The organism is Polaromonas sp., from assembly GCF_012927485.1.
Lineage (GTDB): Bacteria > Pseudomonadota > Gammaproteobacteria > Burkholderiales > Burkholderiaceae_C > Polaromonas.
Map to the genome: position 1 here is coordinate 89,022 of NZ_JABBPC010000009.1, position 16,450 is coordinate 105,471.

Sequence of the window (16,450 nt, forward strand, 5' to 3'; positions counted from 1 at the left end):
AGTTTCTGTTCGGTTCTTACGCCTCACGCGTAAAGAGGATTGATCTTGTCTGCGTCGATGCCATATTTCAAAATAGCTTCGGCAACCCTGGCGACGGGCACCGTACCTTCTTCGCTCAGGGCCTTCAGGGCCGCAACCACAATGTAGTGGCGATCGACTTCAAAATGTTCGCGCAGTTTGGTCCGAAAATCGCTTCGTCCAAAGCCGTCGGTACCCAATACTTTGTAAGCACGTCCCTTGGGGATGAAGGAACGAATTTGTTCGGGATAAGCTTTCATGTAATCCGTTGACGCAACCACGGGGCCGGTGTGTTTTTCAAGCTGCTCGCCTACAAACGGCACGCGCGTGGTCTCAAGCGGATGCAACAGGTTCCAGCGTTCGACGTTCTGGCCGTCGCGAGCGAGTTCATTGAAGCTTGGGCAGCTCCAGACGTTAGCCGCAACACCCCACTCTTTTTCCAGCAAGGTTTGCGCCGCAATCGATTCGCGAAGGATGGTGCCAGAGCCCAGCAACTGCACCCGCGGGACGGTCCCTGACAGGCCCTTTGGCAGCTTGTTGGTGCCCTCTTTGCATAAATACATACCTTTGATGATCTGCTCTTCGGTGCCGGCCTTGAGACCGGGCATCGCATAGTTTTCATTGAGCAAGGTAATGTAGAAATAGACGTTGTCCTGTTTCTCGACCATACGCTTGAGGCCATGATGCAGGATGACGCCGACCTCATGGGCGAAGGTCGGGTCATAGCTGACGCAGTTAGGTATCGTGCTCGCCATGATGTGACTGTGGCCGTCTTCGTGCTGCAAACCTTCGCCGTTCAGCGTGGTACGGCCCGAGGTGCCGCCCAGCAGAAAACCACGCGCCAGCATGTCCCCAGCGGCCCACGCCAAATCCCCAAAGCGTTGAAACCCGAACATCGAGTAATACACATAGAACGGAATCATGATCCGGTTGTTGGTGCTGTAAGAGGTCGCCGCTGCGATCCAGCTGCACATGCCGCCCGCCTCGTTGATGCCTTCCTGCAGGATCTGGCCCTTCTTGTCTTCCCTGTAATACATCACCTGATCTTTATCAACCGGTGTGTATTGCTGGCCAGCGGGGTTGTAGATGCCGATCTGGCGGAACAATCCCTCCATGCCGAACGTACGCGCTTCGTCCACAAGAATCGGCACTACCCTGGGGCCTAGTGCTTGGTCGCGAAGCAACTGCGTGAGGAAACGTACGTAGGCCTGCGTGGTGGATATTTCGCGGCCTTCGGCGGTGGGCTCAAGCACAGCCTTGAACGTCTCCAGCGCCGGGACGGTAAAGCTCTCGTCAGCCTTTGAACGGCGGGTAGGCAGATAGCCGCCGAGCGCTTGGCGCCGCTCATGCAGATACTTCATCTCCGGCGTGTCGTCGGCCGGTTTGTAAAAAGGAATGGCTGCCAGTTGGCTGTCGGGAATCGGAATGTTGAACCGGTCACGGAAGAGTTTGATGTCCTCATCTCCCAGCTTTTTCGTCTGGTGGACATTGTTTTTGCCCTCCCCAATCTTGCCCATACCAAACCCCTTGACGGTCTTGATAAGCAATACCGTAGGCTGGCCCTGGTGATTAACTGCGGAGTGAAACGCCGCATAAACTTTGTCCGAGTCGTGCCCCCCCCGACGCAAGTTCCAGATATCGTCGTCACTCATCTTGGCGACCATTTCCAGGGTGCGCGGATCGCGGCCGAAGAAATGTTTGCGCACGTAAGCACCATCGTTCGCCTTGAAAGATTGATAGTCGCCGTCATTGGTCTCCATCATGATCTTGCGCAGAATGCCTTCCTTGTCGCGCGCCAACAAGGGGTCCCAGCTGCTTCCCCAGAGCAGCTTGATGACGTTCCAGCCAGCACCGCGGAACTCACCTTCAAGCTCTTGAACAATCTTGCCGTTACCTCGAACGGGGCCGTCAAGCCGCTGCAGGTTACAGTTAATGACGAAAACCAGATTGTCGAGATTTTCACGGGCGGCCAGACCGATGGCACCCAAGGATTCGACCTCGTCCATTTCACCGTCGCCGCAAAATACCCATACCTTGCGGTTTTCGGTGTTGGCAATTCCACGGGCATGCAGGTATTTAAGAAAACGCGCCTGATAGATCGCCATCAAGGGCCCTAAGCCCATGGATACCGTAGAAAACTGCCAGAATTCGGGCATCAACTTGGGATGCGGGTAGCTCGACAAGCCCTTGCCACCGACTTCCTGGCGAAAGTTCAGCAATTGCTCTTCGGTCAACCGGCCCTCAAGGTAAGCGCGGGCATAAATACCTGGAGAAGAGTGGCCCTGAATGTAAAGACAGTCACCGCCGTGCTTCTCGCTTTCGGCGTGCCAAAAGTGATTAAACCCCGCACCGAACAAGCTGGCCAGAGAAGCGAAAGAGCCGATATGGCCACCAAGATCACCCCCGTCGGCCGGGTGGAGACGGTTGGCCTTGACCACCATTGCCATCGCATTCCAGCGCATGTAAGAGCGCAACCGTTTTTCGATCTGAATGTTGCCGGGGCAACGCTCCTCCTGGTCGGGCTCAATGGTGTTGACGTAACCTGTATTGGCCGAAAAAGGCATGTCAATGCTTTTCTGGCGAGCGTGTTCAAGCAGTTGCTCCAACAAAAAGTGGGCGCGTTCAGGGCCTTCACTGTCGATCACCGCCGAGAGCGCGTCCATCCACTCACGAGTTTCCTGCGTGTCATTGTCCGGCGCAGCACTGGAACCAGCTTTTAGGTTGTCAGAACCTGCTTCATCTTCTTTCTTCGGAATGGCAGCCATTTCTTTGTCTCCTGAGTAACACTAATACTAATCGCTTGTTAACCGGCAACACAACCTCTTGGCTGGACAGTGCGCCTGCATCCAAAGCGTGTTTTAAACGCAAATTGGATTCAAGTTTTCAGTTTCTCATACTATTTAAATAATTTCAAATGGTGCATATTGATTTCATATTATGCAATTTAATCAGTGCGTGTGAATGAAGAAACCGTCAGCTCAGCGCCCCTGGCCAACTCTTGGGAGGTTCACTTTGAAAGCGATCAGGGTCAACCCTGATTCCTACAACGCGTTACCTTAAACTCCACAATGTTCCTTATGTCAAAACAAGCCGTTTCTCCCGCCAATCTCACAGGTAGCTCTGTGCCCTTCGCGTTATGGCGGCGCTGGTGGCGCAAACAGTCGCCGGCACGGCAAGATCGTTTTATGACACTGGGCCCGCTGCTGGCCGTTGTGCTTTTCCTGGCAGCCGTTATTGCAGCATTCGGCTACCTGCGCATTGAAGAAATTGACCGCGAGCAACAAGCCGTCACACGTGACCTGGAGTACGCCCAGCAACGTCTTCGTTTACGCCTTCTTGAAAGACAAGAGCAGCTCATGCGCATCGGCCGGGATGTGTCGAACAAAGAGATCAGCGCCGAAGAATTTCTGATCCAGGCCGAAGCCCTGGTCAATCAGTATCCGGAGTTGATGGCCGTCAGCTGGGTCGACAGCAAACGGTACATCAAGATTACCTACGCATCACCCAGTGCCAATGCCAGCCAGCTGCGAAATACAGGTGAGCAGCTCAAGAACGGCGAGGCCACCAGTACCTATGAACTGGCGCGGGACCTGCGGCAGCCGGTTTACTCCCGCCCTGTGGTCGCTCAGGACCCCAACGGCTACAACGCGGCCAGCCTGCAACTGCAGGTACCGCTCGACGACCAGGGAAGATTTTCCGGCGTCATCATGGGCGAGTACTCGATCGACGGGCTGCTGCGCTTTGGCGTTCCCACCGAGGTCACGGCCAAATACGCAGTGACCCTGATGGACGATAAAAACCTGGTCTTGGCAGGCAACCTGCCACCGCCGCGCAACCGCGCAGCCAGCCTGGTGCCCTGGTCTGCGGGCGCAGCCGAATACGAGATGCCCGTCTCCCCGGTAGGCAACGGCCTGTTGATACGAGCCGAGGGCTACCGGGCCTCGCTCGGGGTGGTGGGTAGCGGTTTTTTCTGGCTGGTTAGCGCGCTGAGCGCACTCACCGTCTGGATGCTGCTGGGCACCTGGCGTCACACCCGTCGTCGCGTGCAGGCCCAACAAGCCTTGCTTTCCGAGACCCACTTTCGCCGCGCGATGGAAAATTCCATGCTGACCGGCATGCGCGCACTGGATTTGCAGGGCCGCATCACCTATGTCAACCCAGCTTTCTGCAAAATGACAGGCCTCACAGAACGAGAATTAGTGGGGCTTACGCCCCCCTTTCCCCATTGGCCTGAGGCCGAGGTTGACATCATGATGGCTCGACTCGACGACGAATTGCACGGTAGGACACCCTCCGCTGGTTTCGAGATCCGGATCAAGCGCAAAAACGGCGAGATCTTTGACGCTCGAATGTATGTATCGCCGTTGATTGATCCGCGGGGACTGCAAACGGGCTGGATGACCTCCATGACCGACATCACCGAACCAAAGCGTGTTCGCGAAGAGCTGTCGGCCTCTTATGAACGCTTCACAACGGTACTCGAGGGGCTGGACGCTGCCGTTTCCGTCGCCCCGTTGGGCAGCGAAGAGCTGCTGTTTGCCAACAAGCTGTACCGGTCCTGGTTTGACGGCCAGGTGTCCGGGCACATGAACCTGATTGCCCAAGCGGGTGTGCCGACCGCCGCACCGACGAACGATGCGCTCGATGCGGTGGATGGTCTCGCCGGTCTTCCGACCGACACGCTTACCGCAGCTCAAACGGAGAACGCCGAGATCTTTGTGCCGGAGCTGGAGAAATGGCTGGAGGTTCGTTCGCGCTACCTGACCTGGGTGGACGGGCGCCTCGCACAGATGGTGATTGCGACCGACATCACCCCAAGACGTCGAGCCGAAGAGCAGGCCGCACAACAAAACGAACGCGCTCAAACCGCCAGCCGCCTGATCACCATGGGCGAAATGGCGTCGAGTGTGGCCCACGAGCTGAACCAGCCGCTGACGGCCATCAACAACTACTGCAATGGCATGGTGTCACGCATCAAGGACCAGCAAATCAGTAACGAAGACTTGCTGATCGCGCTTGAGAAAACTGCCAAACAGGCCTACCGTGCCGGCCAGATCATTCAGCGAATTCGCTCGTTCGTAAAACGCAGCGAGCCCAATCGCATGCCGGCCGATGTTGCCACCATGGTCAGCAACGCAATGGAGTTGGGCGAGATCGAACTCAGGCGCCACCATGTAAGGCTGAGCCACTATATTGCGGCGCGCTTGCCCGAGATCATGGTGGATCCGATTTTGATCGAACAGGTGCTGATCAACCTGATGAAAAACGCAGCCGAGTCCATTGCGCAAGCCCACTTGCCCGCAGCCCGCCGCAGTGTTGAACTGCGCGTGGTACCGAAGCAAATTGAAGACCAGAATGTGGTGGAGTTTTCAGTCCTGGATTCGGGCTGTGGGCTGTCGCCGGAAGTCATGACGCGCCTATTTGATGCGTTTTATTCAACCAAGGCGGAAGGCATGGGCATTGGTCTGAAACTGTGCCGAAGTATTGTTGAATCTCATCAGGGCCGGATGGAGGCCGCCAACCTCTACAATGGCGAAGAGGTAGTGGGGTGTCGGTTCACTTTTTGGATTCCTGTGGCACCGCTGCTTCCACCGGCGACAACTGCTATTGATAACGAAGCAGTCAAGGACGCAGGCATTCGCTGAGACCCCTCGAAAAGTTTACGAAGAAAGTACGGTATGAGCTTGATCCCAAAAAAAGGTACGGTCTATGTTGTCGATGACGACGAAGGCGTGCGCGACTCCCTGCAATGGTTGCTCGAAGGCAAAGATTATCGAGTGCGCTGTTACGATTCTGCCGAAAGCTTTCTGAGCCGCTACGACGCGCGCGAGGTGGCCTGCCTGATTGTTGATATTCGCATGGGCGGCATGACCGGTCTGGAACTGCAAGACCGTCTGGTTGAACGCAATTCGCCGCTGCCAATCGTCTTCATCACCGGCCATGGCGACGTGCCCATGGCCGTGAACACCATGAAGAAAGGTGCCATGGATTTCATCCAGAAACCTTTTGAAGAAGAAGCGCTCGTAAATTTGGTGGAACGTATGCTGGAGGAGGCCAAAGGAGTTTTCAGCGATCACCAGCAGTCCGCCAGTCGCAACGCGCTGCTGGCCAAACTCACCTCGCGCGAGGCTCAGGTGCTGGAGCGCATCGTCGCAGGCCGCCTGAACAAGCAGATCGCGGACGACCTGGGCATCAGCATTAAAACCGTGGAAGCCCACCGTGCCAACATCATGGAAAAGCTGAATGCCAATACCGTGGCTGATTTACTCAAGATAGCCCTGGGGTCCAACGTTCAAAAAACCTGAATCGAAAAACAAACTGCTATTTTTTAATAGCTGCTTGCGCCCGTTACTCCTGGAATGACGGGCTTTTTTACTTGGAAAAACGGCACACAAATGACGGCACAACTGATCGACGGCATCGCCCTCTCCAAACAACTCCGTACTGAAGTTGCGCAGCGCGCTTCGGCGCTGCGCGCACGCGGCATCACCCCTGGCCTGGCCGTGATCGTCGTCGGTGAGAATCCTGCCAGCCAAGTTTATGTACGCAACAAAGTCAAGGCCTGCGAAGACAACGGACTGTATTCCGTGCTGGAGCGCTTTCCCGCCACGCTCTCCGAAGCTGACTTGCTGGCACGAATCGATGCCCTGAACCATGACTCGTCCATTCACGGCGTCCTGGTTCAACTTCCTCTGCCTCTTCACATCGACGCGCACAAGGTGATTGAAGCCATTTCCCCCGCCAAAGACGTTGACGGGTTTCACGTCGCCAGTGCGGGCGCGCTGATGGTCGGCCAACCGGGTTTCTGGCCCTGCACGCCCTTCGGCTGCATGAAGATGCTGGAAAGTCTCAACCAGGGTAAGGGCTACGATTTGCGCGGCAAACACGCCGTGGTGATTGGCCGCAGCAACATCGTGGGTAAACCCATGGCGCTGATGCTGCTGCAGAAAAATGCCACTGTGACGATTTGCCATAGCGCCACCAGCGAACTGAAAGCCATGACGCTTCAGGCTGATGTAATTGTGGCGGCGGTCGGGAAACGCAACGTGCTCACTGCCGACATGGTCAAACCGGGTGCGGTGGTAATCGACGTCGGCATGAACCGCGACGAGAGCGGCAAGCTTTGCGGCGATGTGGATTTTGAAGGCGTCCGGCAAGTCGCCGGCTACATCACGCCGGTGCCAGGCGGCGTCGGACCCATGACCATCACCATGCTGCTGGTCAACACGCTGGAAGCGGCGGAGCGCAGCGACGCCACGGCTAACCGATAGCGGTTGCCGACCAGTCAGCCCGCGTTGTCTGGTCGCCGAATTAAATGCCAGAGCGCGAATCCGGCGCAAAACCACTGGCCCAGGTACATGGCACTTCCCAACCCATGCCAGAGCCTGAGGTCGCCGCCCTCGGCCCGGGCATTGACGATACGCGGGGCCACACCAAATTCGACCAGCAAGGTCAGCAGCAAGCCGACCACTACAAATTTCATGACCGTCGCGGCGTAGGGCGCGATAGTCTCGTCATCTCTTTTGTTGAACACCAGCAGTATCAACATGGCGCAGGCGGTGCTGAGCCATGTTTGTGCTGTAAAAAGTTTTGCGGCCATGGCACCAGCCGCCGCCGGACTTTCCAGATGCAGGAACAACAGAGGAACCACGACAAAACCCAAACCCGTCAAACTTCCCCACCAGAGGGACGCGGCCAAAAAGGCAAGGCTCTGACGGATCGGCAAGCGCATCAGATGTAGCTGACCGTCACAATTTCGTAGCGCTTGAGCCCACCCGGTGCCTGCACCTCAGCGGTATCCCCTTCGTCCTTGCCAATCAATGCGCGGGCAATCGGAGAACCGATGTTGACCAGCCCGAGTTTGATGTTGGCCTCGTCTTCGCCCACGATCTGGTAGGTCACGCTGTCACCGGTGGCTTCGTCTTCCAGCTTCACGGTCGAGCCAAACACGACCCGGCTACCCGCCTCGAAGGTTGACGGATCAATGATCTGGGCGGCAGACAGCTTGCCCTCGATTTCCTGGATGCGACCTTCGATAAAGCCCTGCCTATCCTTGGCAACTTCGTACTCGGCGTTTTCGCTCAGGTCACCCTGGGCACGGGCCTCGGAAATCGCGTTGATGACCCAAGGGCGCTGAACCGTTTTAAGGTTGTGTAATTCGGCCTTCAGTTTTTCTGCGCCGCGCTTGGTAATAGGTAGGGTTGTCATTTTCTGCTCCTGCAAAAGCGAAACCGCCACCAGGCATCTGGCGGCGGCGTGTTTGATCGAATTAAGTTTAATGCAAATGTGGGGTGATTAAATGCTTAATTAGTCGGGAAATCACTCTAGCAACCCACCCAAGAATTAACCCAATTGTGCGTGAAGTTCCTGAATCGAATACACCTTTAGGTTGTCCAGGTATTTCATGCCTTCGACAGCCGCTTCAGCACCCGCGATGGTGGTAAAGGTGGTGACGCCGGCTAGCAATGCCGAGGTACGGATCTGCCGCGAGTCGGCAATTGCATTGCGTCGCTCCTCCACCGTGTTGATCACCAGTGCGATCTCACGGTTTTTAATCATGTCCACCACGTGCGGTCGGCCTTCCGTGACTTTGTTGACCACACCACAAGCGATGCCAGCCGCCGTGATGGCTGCGGCTGTGCCTTTGGTAGCGACCAACTCAAATGTCATCGCCGCCAAGGCACGCGCCACTTCGACGGCACGCGGCTTGTCGTTGTTCTTGACCGTCAGAAAGACTTTGCCAGCCCGCGGCAACTTGGTACCCGCGCCGATTTGAGATTTCACAAAGGCCTCGCCAAAGGTCTTGCCCACGCCCATCACCTCACCGGTCGATTTCATCTCGGGGCCGAGAATGGTGTCCACGCCTGGAAATTTAACGAAGGGAAAGACCGCTTCTTTCACGCTGAAATAAGGGGGCGTGACTTCGTTGATGATGCCCTGCGAAGCCAGCGACTGACCCACCATGCAGCGTGCGGCTACCTTGGCCAACTGAACGCCAGTGGCCTTGCTCACGAACGGGACAGTACGCGATGCGCGTGGATTGACCTCCAGCACGTAGATAACGTCCTTGCCGCCAATGTTCTGAATCGCGAACTGGACATTCATAAGGCCGACCACATTCAGCGCCTCGGCCATGGCGGAAGTCTGGCGCTTGATTTCGGTCACGGTTTCGGCGCTTAGGGAATACGGCGGCAATGAGCACGCCGAGTCGCCGCTGTGTACGCCCGCCTGCTCGATATGCTCCATCACGCCGCCAATAAACGTCTTGCCTTCGGGGTCGCGAATGCAATCGACATCGCATTCAATCGCATCGTTGAGAAAGCGGTCGAGCAGCACCGGCGAGTCATGGCTGACCTTGACCGCTTCGCGCATATAGCGCTCCAGGTCACGCTGTTCATGCACGATTTCCATGGCGCGTCCACCAAGCACATAGCTGGGACGAACCACCAGGGGATAGCCCAGCGCCTCGGCTTTTTCCAGCGCTTCGGGCTCGGCGCGTGCTGTGGCATTGGGCGGCTGGCGCAGGCCCAGCGCGTGCAGCAACTTCTGAAAGCGCTCACGGTCTTCGGCGGCGTCAATCATGTCGGGTGACGTGCCGATGATGGGAACGCCGTTGGCTTCCAGATCCAGCGCTAGCTTCAAAGGGGTCTGGCCACCGTACTGAACGATGACGCCCAGCGGTTTTTCTTTGTCGACTATTTCCAGCACGTCTTCCAGCGTCAGCGGTTCGAAGTAAAGACGATCACTGGTGTCGTAGTCGGTGGACACCGTCTCGGGATTACAGTTGACCATGATGGTCTCGTAGCCGTCTTCGCGCAACGCCATGGCCGCGTGGACGCAGCAGTAGTCGAACTCGATACCCTGACCGATGCGATTCGGACCTCCCCCCAGCACCATGATTTTTTTGTTGCTGGTCGGTGCGGCCTCGCACTCGCTGCCCTCGGCCTCGTAGGTCGAATACAGGTAAGCGGTGTTGGTCGAAAACTCCGCCGCGCAGGTATCCACCCGTTTGTAAACAGGGCGCACACCCAGCGCGACGCGCTTTTCGCGGATGGCGGTATCGGTCGTTTTCAATTGCTTGGCCAAACGACGATCTGAAAATCCTTTTTGTTTCAGCGCCCGCAGCGTGACAGCATCAATTTTATCGAGCGAGGTGGTCTCCAGCTCCAGCTCGATCTTGACGATCTGCTCAATCTGCACCAGAAACCAGGGATCTATTTTGGTCAGCGCAAACACTTCATCCACGCTCATTCCCATGGCAAAGGCGTCGCCGACATACCAGATGCGGTCAGGGCCTGGCGCACCGAGCTCTTTCTCAAGCACTTCGCGGTCCTGGGTTTTCTCGTTCATGCCATCCACGCCGACTTCCAGGCCGCGCAGGGCTTTCTGAAACGACTCCTGGAAGGTACGGCCCATAGCCATGACTTCGCCAACAGACTTCATCTGGGTGGTCAGGCGTGAATCAGCTGCGGGGAATTTCTCGAATGCAAAACGCGGGATCTTGGTTACGACGTAATCGATGCTGGGCTCAAAACTGGCAGGCGTAGCGCCCCCCGTAATTTCGTTGCGCAGCTCATCGAGCGTATAGCCAATGGCCAGCTTGGCAGCCACCTTCGCGATCGGAAAACCAGTTGCCTTGGAAGCCAGCGCGGAAGAACGCGAGACGCGCGGATTCATCTCGATCACCACCATGCGACCGTCTACCGGATTGATGGAAAACTGCACATTGGAGCCGCCGGTGTCCACACCAATCTCACGCAACACCGCCAGAGACGCATTGCGCAAAATCTGGTATTCCTTGTCGGACAGCGTCTGGGCCGGTGCCACGGTGATGGAGTCACCGGTATGTACGCCCATAGGGTCCAGGTTTTCAATCGAACAGACGATGATGCAGTTGTCCGCCGTGTCGCGGACGACTTCCATCTCGTACTCCTTCCAACCCAGCAAGGACTCTTCGATCAGCAGTTCGCTGGTCGGAGAGGCTTCAATGCCGCGTTTGCAGATCACCTCAAACTCCTCGGGGTTGTAGGCGATACCGCCTCCGGTACCACCGAGCGTGAAGCTGGGCCGAATCACGGTTGGAAAGCCGACTGTTCTCTGCACTGCCCACGCCTCGTCCATGCTGTGCGCGATGCCCGAGCGAGCGGAGCCGAGACCAATCTTGGTCATCGCGTCCTTGAACTTCAAGCGGTCTTCAGCCTTGTCGATGGCTTCGGGCTTGGCGCCGATCAGCTCCACGTTGTACTTGTCGAGCACGCCGTTGCGCCAGAGATCCAGCGCACAATTAAGCGCCGTTTGGCCGCCCATGGTCGGCAAAATGGCATCGGGCCGCTCCTTGGCGATGATTTTTTCAACCGTCTGCCAAGTGATGGGCTCGATGTACGTGACGTCGGCGGTGGCCGGGTCAGTCATGATGGTCGCGGGATTGCTGTTGATCAGGATGACCTTGTAGCCTTCTTCGCGTAGCGCTTTGCAGGCCTGCACGCCCGAATAGTCGAACTCGCAGGCCTGGCCGATGATGATCGGGCCGGCGCCAATGATTAAAACGGATTTGAGGTCTGTACGCTTAGGCATTTTTGTGTTGCTCCATGAGTGCCGTGAAGCGGTCGAACAAATACGAAATATCGTGAGGGCCGGGCGATGCTTCTGGATGTCCCTGAAAGCAGAACGCGGGCTTGTCGGTGCGTGCCAAGCCCTGCAGTGTCCCGTCAAACAGGCTGATGTGCGTAGGGCGCAGGTTGGCAGGCAGCGTTTTTTCATCGACCGCGAAACCATGATTTTGGCTGGTGATGCTGACTCGGCCGCTGTCCAGATCCTTGACCGGATGGTTGGCCCCGTGGTGACCAAACTTCATCTTGAATGTTTTGGCACCACCCGCCAGTGCCATGATCTGGTGGCCGAGACAGATACCGAACGTCGGAATACCGGTTTCAATTAATTCCTGAACGGCCGCAATGGCGTAGTCGCAAGCCCCTGGGTCACCGGGACCGTTGGCCAGAAAGATACCATCGGGTTTAAGTTTGAGCACGTCGGAAGCCGAAGTCTGCGCCGGCACTACCGTGATGCGCGCGCCGCGTTCAGCGATCATCCGCAGAATATTTTTCTTCACTCCGAAATCAAAAGCGACGACGTGAAATTTTGGCGTGATCTGCTCGCCGTAACCGGAGCCGAGTCTCCACTCGGTTTGCGTCCACTCGTAGGTTTGCGTGACAGACACGACCTTGGCCAGGTCCAGACCGTCCATGCTGGGTGCGCTTTTTGCGGCCACCACGGCTTTGTCAATGGCGGACTGGCTCACCGCCTCACCAGCGGCGAGCGCCAGAATACACCCGTTCTGTGCACCATGAACGCGCAGATGGCGCGTCAGATGGCGCGTATCAATCCCTGCGATCGCCACTGTTTTTTCCTTGACCAAGTAGTCGGACAAGGTCATGGACATGCGAAAGTTAGATGCCAGCAGCGGTAGATCCTTGATGATCAGACCCGCGGCATGGACTTTGTCGGCTTCAACGTCTTCGGCATTGACGCCGTAGTTACCGATATGAGGATACGTGAGGGTAACGATCTGCTGGCAGTAGCTCGGATCCGTGAGGATTTCCTGATAGCCGGTCATGGCGGTGTTGAACACCACCTCGCCGATCGTGGAGCCCGCAGCTCCAATCGAATTGCCGATAAAGACCGTGCCGTCTGCGAGCGCCAGAATGGCGTGAGGGGTGTTTCCCTGTAGAGACAAAAGCACTGGGTTCTCCGATTTATTACGGTTCGCCCAAGCGTGCACAAGAAAAGTCTCGGTAAAGACGCTTGCAGGCTGCTTTTGTGAGGGTTTTGGCTTTTTTTGCGCTCGGGCGAAGCTATGTTTTGAAAAGCCTTGAATTATAACTTGCCCATACCATCACTGGCGGTAGGCACGACTACTTAGTAGTAGGCAGCGCTTTCCCTGGCAGTGTCAACATCCCCGCCGAATAAAACGGCGCTCAGCCCCCAACTTTTTGCTGTCCTAGTGCCGCTGGAGCGCGCTGGCGTGCAGACAAATGGCGGCAGCAGCGGCGACGTTAAGGGATTCTTCGCCGCCAGGCTGGTCTATGCGCACTTGCAGTTGTGCGCTAGCCAACAGTTCATCGCTGACGCCCTGCCCTTCATGACCCATGATCCAGGCACAAGGCATGGGCAGTTCTTGTTGGTGCAGAAGTTTTCCCTGGTGCGAGCTCGTGACCACGATGGGAACGGTTAGCCCCGCCAGCACACCGGGATGAACGCCCTCCACCAAGCGCAGGGAAAAATGGGCTCCCATAGCCGCACGCAGCACTTTGGGTGACCAGAGTGCCGCCGTGCCTTTAAGCGCAATGATCTGGCTAAAGCCGAACGCTGCCGCACTGCGCAGGATGGAACCGACGTTGCCAGCATCCTGCACACGGTCCAGGATCACCGAGGCGGCATCAAACAGCAATTCGGGCGCAGCCGTCAACTCCAGCACAAACCCCATCTGCGCGGGTGATTCCAGTCCACTGATTTCCGGCAGCAACGGGTCAGAAACCACGATGTTTTTGACAGCAACTTGCGTATATTCAAGCGGGGCTAAAGGCCAAAAAGACTCTGAAAACACGGCAATCACCGGTTTGAACCCTCGCGCAAGCGAGGCCCGGCAAAGGTGGTCACCCTCCAGCCAGATCCGCCCTTGCGCCCGGTACGCCGTACTGTTCTGCGACAACTTGCGCAGCTCCTTGATAAGCGGGTTGTCGCGCGATGAAACGTGTGTGACCGGAACAGAAAAACCGGTAGTCACCGCAGCACCGCCGCCACGGGAGAAAATGTCTTGCGATGCTGGGGGCAGGCGCCATGCTCGCGCAAGGCCGCCAAATGCGCAACCGTGCCATACCCTTTGTGGCGGGCGAAGCCGTACTGCGGATATTCGAGGTGAAACTCCGCGCACCAGCGGTCTCGGTACACTTTGGCCAGAATGGATGCGGCTGAGATGCACGGCACCAGCGCATCGCCTTTAACAATAGCCTCGGCCAAAATTTCCAGCGAAGGCAGGCGGTTGCCATCAACCAGCACCTTGTTGGGCCTGAGTCGCAATCCCTCAACCGCCCGTTTCATGGCCAGCATGGTGGCCTGCAAAATATTTAAAGTGTCAATTTCCTCAGCGCTTGCCAGCGCAATGGAACAACACAATGCTTTGGCGCGAATTTCGTCGAAAAGCTTTTCACGCCGCAAGGCCGTGAGTTTTTTTGAATCCGCCAATCCCTGGATGGGATTCAATTCGTCAAGAATAACCGCTGCAGCCACCACGGGACCCGCCAGGGGACCACGCCCCGCTTCGTCAACCCCCGCTATCAGCCCAGGAACGTACCAACACAACGGAGCTTGCTCAAGCTTCAAGAATTTTCTGGATTGCATCGGTAGCCAATTGTGGGGTGTCGCGCTGCAACTCAGCGTGCAGCTTGGTGAAGCGTTCTTCCAGCGCCGCTATTTTTTCAGGCGCGGACGATTTTGCGTCCACCCACTGCAGCAGCGCGGCGGCCATGGCTTCGGGTGTGGCTGCTTCTTGCAGTAGTTCGGGAACGACAAACTCGTTGCAAAGGATGTTCGGTAGTCCAATCCAGGGCTGCAGCTTTTTACGCCGCATCAACTGCCACGAGAGCCAGTTCATGTTGTAGGCGATCACCATGGGTCGCTTGAACAAAGCAGCTTCCAGCGTGGCGGTACCGCTCGCAATCAAGGTGAAATCGCAGGCAGCGAGCACCGTGTGCGACTGGCCTTCGACAATCTGCAGATCAGTCCGCACACCAGCCTCATTCGCCAGCCGCTCAATCTGGACTTTCAGATGGGGAACTGCGGGTACTATAAATTTAATCGCTGGTTGTACGCGTTTAACAAGCGCAACCGCCGCGAAGAACCGACTCGCCAAATACCGGATTTCAGACACACGGCTACCTGGTAAAACAGCAATAACGGTATCGTCATCCTGCAAACCCAGCTTGCGCCTGGCCCCGGAGCGGTCAGGCTGCACGGGAATCACACTGGCCAGCGGATGTCCCACATAGGTCGCGGCAATGCCGTGCGCAGCCAGCAATTCAGGCTCGAAGGGGAAAATGCAAAGCACGTGGTCCACGCTGCGCCGGATTTTCTCTACACGGCCCGGGCGCCAGGCCCATACCGAGGGACTGACAAAATGAACGGTTTTGACGCCCTCCGCTTTCAGCGCAGCCTCAAGATCCAGATTGAAGTCGGGCGCATCGACACCGATGAAGATGTCAGGGCGACGCTCGATCCCATGACGCGGATCAAGCAGACGCGTCCTCAATTGGTGGCGTATTCCGACGAGTTCGCGATAACGCAGCAGTACATCCAGGCCATAACCGTGCAGCGCCAATTTCTCGCTCGGCCACCAGGCATGGAAACCCCGGCTCGTCATCTGCGGCCCGCCGATGCCGGCACATGTCAGCGCTGGCCAGCGTTTTTGAAGACCTTCCAGCAGCAAACCAGCCAGCAGATCACCGGAGGTTTCGCCCGCAACCATGGCTACGTTCGGTGCGTCTTGCGCGGGGGGGCTTGTGGGCAGTCCGCCAGCCTCTCTACGGGTGGGCAGAAGAGTCGGCGCAAACGACATCTGGGCCTACCGCACAATCCCGCGCTGCGGCGAAGTTTGCTCCAAAAAAAAGAGCATCATCTGGACGTCCGGTGATGATTCAGGATATTTTTCAGGCAACTCGGCGATTCGCATCCGGGCTTTGTCCAGCGTGAGATCGTCGCGATAAAGCGCCTTGTGCATCGCCTTGACGGCGGCAATCCGCTCGGGAGAAAAGCCTCGACGGCGCAGCCCCTCGTAATTCATCGATCGGGCTTCAGCGGGTTGCCCTTGCGACATCACGAACGGCGGCAAGTCGGCGAACAACAGGGAACACATGGCCGTCATACTGTGGGCTCCCAGCCGGACAAACTGGTGAACGACGGTAAACCCGCCCAGAATAACCCAATCTCCCACCTGTACGTGCCCGGCCAGCTGGGAGTTATTGGCAAAAATAGTGTGGTTACCGACCACGCAGTCATGTGCCAGATGTACATAAGCCATGATCCAGTTGTCATCGCCTACACGCGTCACGCCGCTGCCGCCGGGTGAGCCGATATTGAAGGTGCAAAACTCACGAATGGTGTTGCGGTCGCCAATGACCAACTCGCACGGTTCACCTGCGTATTTTTTGTCTTGCGGAATTGCTCCCAGTGAATTGAACTGAAAAATCCGGTTGTCGCAGCCTATCGTCGTATGGCCTTCAATCACGCAGTGCGGCCCGATGGTGGTGCCGGGCCCTACTCTGACATTGGGACCAATCACGGTATAAGGGCCCACGCGGACCGAGCTGTCGAGCTGCGCCAGTGGATCAACAACTGCCGATGCATGAATGCCCGGCACGGCAACTGACAACGTCATGTC

Annotated in this window: 12 protein-coding genes; 3 read left to right on the forward strand and 9 right to left on the reverse strand. The window is 57.0% G+C overall.

The genetic code is table 11. From position 1 onward, the window contains the following. Window positions 1-23: 23 nt before the first annotated feature. Window positions 24-2,783 carry a pyruvate dehydrogenase (acetyl-transferring), homodimeric type gene (gene aceE, locus HHJ16_RS03040; protein WP_293640513.1) on the reverse strand — a complete coding sequence of 920 codons (2,760 nt, stop codon included), beginning with the start codon at window positions 2,781-2,783 and terminating at the stop codon, window positions 24-26. A 312-nt stretch (window positions 2,784-3,095) separates the two neighbouring features. On the opposite strand from aceE, the gene HHJ16_RS03045 reads away from it, so the two are divergent. The 3 genes from HHJ16_RS03045 (at window position 3,096) to folD (ending at window position 7,289) form a co-directional block, all read left to right on the forward strand. Then, window positions 3,096-5,663: a PAS domain-containing sensor histidine kinase gene (locus HHJ16_RS03045; RefSeq protein ID WP_293640514.1), complete on the forward strand. Its 2,568-nt coding sequence runs from the start codon at window positions 3,096-3,098 to the stop codon at window positions 5,661-5,663. A gap of 33 nt (window positions 5,664-5,696) precedes the next feature. Beyond that, on the forward strand, window positions 5,697-6,323 hold the full coding sequence (locus HHJ16_RS03050) for a response regulator transcription factor (protein WP_293640515.1): 627 nt from the start codon (window positions 5,697-5,699) through the stop codon (window positions 6,321-6,323). A 90-nt stretch (window positions 6,324-6,413) separates the two neighbouring features. After that, a complete protein-coding gene (folD, locus tag HHJ16_RS03055; RefSeq protein ID WP_293640517.1) occupies window positions 6,414-7,289 on the forward strand; it encodes a bifunctional methylenetetrahydrofolate dehydrogenase/methenyltetrahydrofolate cyclohydrolase FolD in 876 nt (291 codons plus the stop codon). Between the two features lie 14 nt (window positions 7,290-7,303). On the opposite strand, the gene HHJ16_RS03060 is transcribed toward folD, so the two are convergent. From HHJ16_RS03060 to lpxA, 8 genes are all read right to left on the reverse strand, one after another. Then, window positions 7,304-7,750, reverse strand: coding sequence for a DUF4149 domain-containing protein (locus tag HHJ16_RS03060; RefSeq protein WP_293640518.1), 447 nt, complete (start codon window positions 7,748-7,750; stop codon window positions 7,304-7,306). Further along, window positions 7,750-8,226: a transcription elongation factor GreA gene (gene greA / locus HHJ16_RS03065; protein WP_293640520.1), complete on the reverse strand. Its 477-nt coding sequence runs from the start codon at window positions 8,224-8,226 to the stop codon at window positions 7,750-7,752. The genes HHJ16_RS03060 and greA overlap by 1 nt, the downstream gene beginning before the upstream one ends. 135 nt (window positions 8,227-8,361) lie before the next feature. After that, window positions 8,362-11,592 carry a carbamoyl-phosphate synthase large subunit gene (carB, locus tag HHJ16_RS03070; protein WP_293640522.1) on the reverse strand — a complete coding sequence of 1,077 codons (3,231 nt, stop codon included), beginning with the start codon at window positions 11,590-11,592 and terminating at the stop codon, window positions 8,362-8,364. Further along, window positions 11,585-12,757: a glutamine-hydrolyzing carbamoyl-phosphate synthase small subunit gene (gene carA / locus HHJ16_RS03075; protein WP_293640524.1), complete on the reverse strand. Its 1,173-nt coding sequence runs from the start codon at window positions 12,755-12,757 to the stop codon at window positions 11,585-11,587. Before carA ends, carB begins: the two co-directional genes overlap by 8 nt. Before the next feature lie 258 nt (window positions 12,758-13,015). After that, window positions 13,016-13,801, reverse strand: a complete 786-nt coding sequence (locus tag HHJ16_RS03080) for an RNA methyltransferase (protein ID WP_293640526.1) — start codon at window positions 13,799-13,801, stop codon at window positions 13,016-13,018. Further along, window positions 13,798-14,415, reverse strand: a complete 618-nt coding sequence (gene rnhB, locus HHJ16_RS03085; RefSeq protein ID WP_293640528.1) for a ribonuclease HII — start codon at window positions 14,413-14,415, stop codon at window positions 13,798-13,800. The genes HHJ16_RS03080 and rnhB overlap by 4 nt, the downstream gene beginning before the upstream one ends. Continuing rightward, window positions 14,387-15,538 carry a lipid-A-disaccharide synthase gene (gene lpxB / locus HHJ16_RS03090; protein WP_293640783.1) on the reverse strand — a complete coding sequence of 384 codons (1,152 nt, stop codon included), beginning with the start codon at window positions 15,536-15,538 and terminating at the stop codon, window positions 14,387-14,389. The genes rnhB and lpxB overlap by 29 nt, the downstream gene beginning before the upstream one ends. A 96-nt stretch (window positions 15,539-15,634) precedes the next feature. Then, window positions 15,635-16,447 (reverse strand): acyl-ACP--UDP-N-acetylglucosamine O-acyltransferase, encoded by an 813-nt coding sequence (gene lpxA / locus HHJ16_RS03095; protein ID WP_293640529.1) that lies wholly within the window; start codon window positions 16,445-16,447, stop codon window positions 15,635-15,637. Window positions 16,448-16,450 lie beyond the last annotated feature (3 nt).

Coding starts and splice junctions, on each gene's coding strand:
- aceE (WP_293640513.1), bottom strand. CDS start 2,783: ATGGCTGCCATTCCGAAGAAAGAAGATGAAGCAGGTTCTGACAACCTA.
- HHJ16_RS03045 (WP_293640514.1), top strand. CDS start 3,096: ATGTCAAAACAAGCCGTTTCTCCCGCCAATCTCACAGGTAGCTCTGTG.
- HHJ16_RS03050 (WP_293640515.1), top strand. CDS start 5,697: ATGAGCTTGATCCCAAAAAAAGGTACGGTCTATGTTGTCGATGACGAC.
- folD (WP_293640517.1), top strand. CDS start 6,414: ATGACGGCACAACTGATCGACGGCATCGCCCTCTCCAAACAACTCCGT.
- HHJ16_RS03060 (WP_293640518.1), bottom strand. CDS start 7,750: ATGCGCTTGCCGATCCGTCAGAGCCTTGCCTTTTTGGCCGCGTCCCTC.
- greA (WP_293640520.1), bottom strand. CDS start 8,226: ATGACAACCCTACCTATTACCAAGCGCGGCGCAGAAAAACTGAAGGCC.
- carB (WP_293640522.1), bottom strand. CDS start 11,592: ATGCCTAAGCGTACAGACCTCAAATCCGTTTTAATCATTGGCGCCGGC.
- rnhB (WP_293640528.1), bottom strand. CDS start 14,415: ATGCAATCCAGAAAATTCTTGAAGCTTGAGCAAGCTCCGTTGTGTTGG.
- lpxB (WP_293640783.1), bottom strand. CDS start 15,538: ATGGTTGCGGGCGAAACCTCCGGTGATCTGCTGGCTGGTTTGCTGCTG.
- lpxA (WP_293640529.1), bottom strand. CDS start 16,447: ATGACGTTGTCAGTTGCCGTGCCGGGCATTCATGCATCGGCAGTTGTT.